The organism is Paraburkholderia sp., assembly GCF_034668105.1.
Taxonomy (GTDB): Bacteria; Pseudomonadota; Gammaproteobacteria; order Burkholderiales; family Burkholderiaceae; genus Paraburkholderia.
Window position 1 is genome coordinate 1 of the sequence record NZ_JAXDPY010000564.1, and the last position, 3159, is coordinate 3159.

Genomic DNA, 3159 nt, shown 5'->3' on the forward strand with positions numbered 1-3159 from the left:
TGTTCCTGAGTCATGGCGGACTCCTTGCGGTTTGCTGTTTGCATTGTCGCTCCGGGCTACGCCCTTCGCGCCAGCGCAAACAGCACGAGAAACCGACCACTGTCAGATTTAGTCTAGTTCAATACAAATTAGCGGGGTGAGCCGCTTTCTTTTGCCTACTTTTCTTTGCGGCAGGCAAAGAAAAGTAGGTGCCTGCCCCGCACAGGGGCGACGCTAATACACCAATAACAAAGCAAGGAAAGGCCAACGCCGTAGGCAAACAGACAAACAGACAAACAAGCATGAGCAGCCAACCCCAACCTTAATTGTTAATTCCGACTAGCAATAGCCCGCCGCCCATTATCAACCCCTAAAGAAGAGGAAGAGGAGGAGGAAGGCGAAGAGGACGAGGAAGCAGAATCCGCCGTCTGCGAAGACCCCCTCCCCCATACAACGGAGTTATCAACCGCATATAACCGGCAGGGCGCCGAACTCTGCTTCTGGCAATTAGCAATGGCAACCGACATCGGATTATCACCGCCTTCAGCCCACGACCAGGCACCCGAATCCGACACAGCAAAAGCCCGGCTAGGATACTGGTGCAAAAAATTCCGATACCCGTTGCGGCCCGCTTCATCCACAAACGGCACTGAGTCGACCGCATCGACAGCAGCAAACCCACTCGCCTTCGGCGCCGAAGGATCAGCGACCCGGTATTGCACGCCGGTAGGCATCCCCGCCTGAGCAAGGAACGCCTCGACCGCTGGCCACCACACATGTACGCCGTCGCGATCGCCCACGAGCCGATGCGCGTCATTCTTGTAGTTGCCGAAATCCACCATCTTCGCGCTCGCGCCGTGCGCGGCATACGCGGCAAACATGCCGGCCACCAGGGGCGGAGTCCACACTGAATCGTTATCCCCATACAGCCACAGCGACGGCACCCTGGTTTTCTCGCCATACGTGCCGAATGCGCGCGTCAGATTGGCCTGCCAGTCGGTGCACGCGTCCTGCCGCAAACCGCCCGAAAAATTGATCAAGGCCCGCACGCCCGGTGCAGCCTCGGGGCCGTACGCCATCGTCGCAAGGCCGCCGTGCGACGTGCCGGCGACCACGATGTGAGTCGCGTCCACGTACGGCTGCTTCGACATGAAATCGATCGTCGCGGCCACGTCGCCAGCCTGGCCGACGCCGTTACGTGCAACGTCGCAACCATCCTGCTGATAAGTGCCGTCGGAATGGCCGAAGCCCTGGCGGTTCGGCGCCACCACCACGTAGCCGCGGCGCACGAATTCGCGCGCGAACGGCATCGGGTCGCTGCGCTCCTGCGTGCGCGGGTCGCCTGGAATCTTGCCGTGGTTGAAAACGATCATCGGAAACGGACCTGGGCCGTCCGGTTTGTAGATCGTCGTTTCGAGCGTGACCGTCCCGGCAGCGTCGACCGGCACGCGGATGATCTGTTCGTTGAGGCCGGCGCTGGGGAGATAGACGTCGTCGTCGAGCGCGATGCGCGGCACCTGTGCGCGAGCGAGAGGCCCCGCCTGGGTGTCGGCGAGCGGGTCGGCATGCGCGAGTGCGACAGCGCATATCGCCGTTGCACACGTCACCGCACACTTCGTCAGAACCTTGCTGAACACCATTGACGCACCTGCCTCCAAAACCTGCCCTGAACAGCGTGATGCCTTGTGTGTCGAATGTCATTTCTGACAACTGCCTTTCGGCGGTGTTTCGACACACAAAAACACACTCGCGTACGGAGTGCGCCAGGCGCACGCACGCTAATCGAGATCGCACGGGATGAACCCAAACGGCCGACGCGACCCCACGCGCCGATGATGAACGCCACATCTGCTGCCCGGAACCGCTGTCGACCCCTTACTGAAGGCTATCGGCAGGGCGCCTGCGCATTTGCGGAAGCGGTATGGACCAGTTCTCGCAACGTGACGTCATGAACCTACGGCCTCATCCTGGCACGACAATTTTGTTTTGTGCAATCAAGGAGAACCCGCGACGAGGAAATCGCCGTAGGTGAAGCACACCCTATTTGCCCGCCGGAAGGCGGCATAACGCCCGTCGCGCAGTGCTTGGCTGCACGAAGTAACATGTCGCAACACGCGCGCTTGTGGTGTCGAGCCGACACGAAAAAAAGCCCTCGTTTGAGGGCCATATGTAGTCACGGCGCGATCGGCGTCGCTGCGTCGCTGCGTTGTGTAAGGCTTTGAAAGGCTTGGGTTATTCGCTCACGTCGCCATCGACATAGCGCCAGCGTCCGTCTTCGCCTCGTACGAAGCGGCTCAACTCGTGCAGCCGGTGGGCGCGGCCGCCTGCCTTGTATCGTGCGACGAATTCGACCGTGGCATGAGCGGCGTCGATTTCGACGAAGGCCTTGATCTGCAGTCCGAGCCAACGCGGCGCGTCGGGAGCCGCAGGGTCGGCGTCGAGATCCATGGGGCAGGTGTGCGGCGCCCAGGTGGCGCGCAAATAATTGGTTGCACCGACAACATATGCGCTGTAACGCGAGCGCATCAGTTCGAGCGCACGCGGCGCCGTTTCAGCGCCGTCGATATAGCGCCCACAGCATTGTTCGAAACGCGGTGCTTTGGCGCCATTACGTTGATCAGGCGCGGCGCCGCCGCAGGGGCACTCGGAGAGTCGTTGCGTTGACAACAGTTGCTTATTCATCAGACTTTCAGCCGAGGCCGCGCGCGATCAAAATTTTCTGGATGTCGCTGGTGCCTTCGTAAATCTGGCACACGCGGACATCGCGGTAGATGCGTTCGACAGGGAAGTCGCTCAGATAGCCGTAGCCGCCATGAATCTGCAAGGCTGCCGAGCAGATGCGCTCCGCGGCTTCAGACGCGAACAGCTTGGCCATCGCGGCTTCCGTCAGGCAGGGCTGGCCGGCGTCTTTCAGTGAGGCCGCGTGCCAGATCAGCTGACGCGCCGCTTCGAGTTGGGTTGCCATATCGGCGAGGCGGAACTGCACGGCCTGGTGCGAAAACAGCGGCTGGCCGAAACTCTCGCGTTCCCTGGCATAGGCCAATGCCGCCTCGAACGCGGCGCGCGCCATGCCGACGCTTTGCGCCGCGATTCCGATGCGGCCGCCTTCGAGCCCCGATAGCGCAATCCGATAGCCTTCGCCTTCCGCGCCAATCAGATTCGCGGCCGGCACGCGGCAAT

The 3159-nt window shown here is 61.3% G+C and carries 3 protein-coding genes; all 3 read right to left on the reverse strand.

Annotated elements, in window-relative coordinates; genetic code table 11:
• Nucleotides 1-308: 308 nt before the first annotated feature.
• A complete protein-coding gene (locus QOC89_RS24985) occupies nt 309-1619 on the reverse strand; it encodes a dienelactone hydrolase family protein (protein ID WP_323047462.1) in 1311 nt (436 codons plus the stop codon).
• Between the two features lie 592 nt (nt 1620-2211).
• On the reverse strand, nt 2212-2661 hold the full coding sequence (locus QOC89_RS24990) for a YchJ family protein (RefSeq protein WP_323047463.1): 450 nt from the start codon (nt 2659-2661) through the stop codon (nt 2212-2214).
• Nucleotides 2662-2668: 7 nt separating this feature from the next.
• Nucleotides 2669-3159: acyl-CoA dehydrogenase family protein (locus QOC89_RS24995; RefSeq protein ID WP_323047464.1), on the reverse strand; the 491-nt coding region annotated here is incomplete at its 5' end.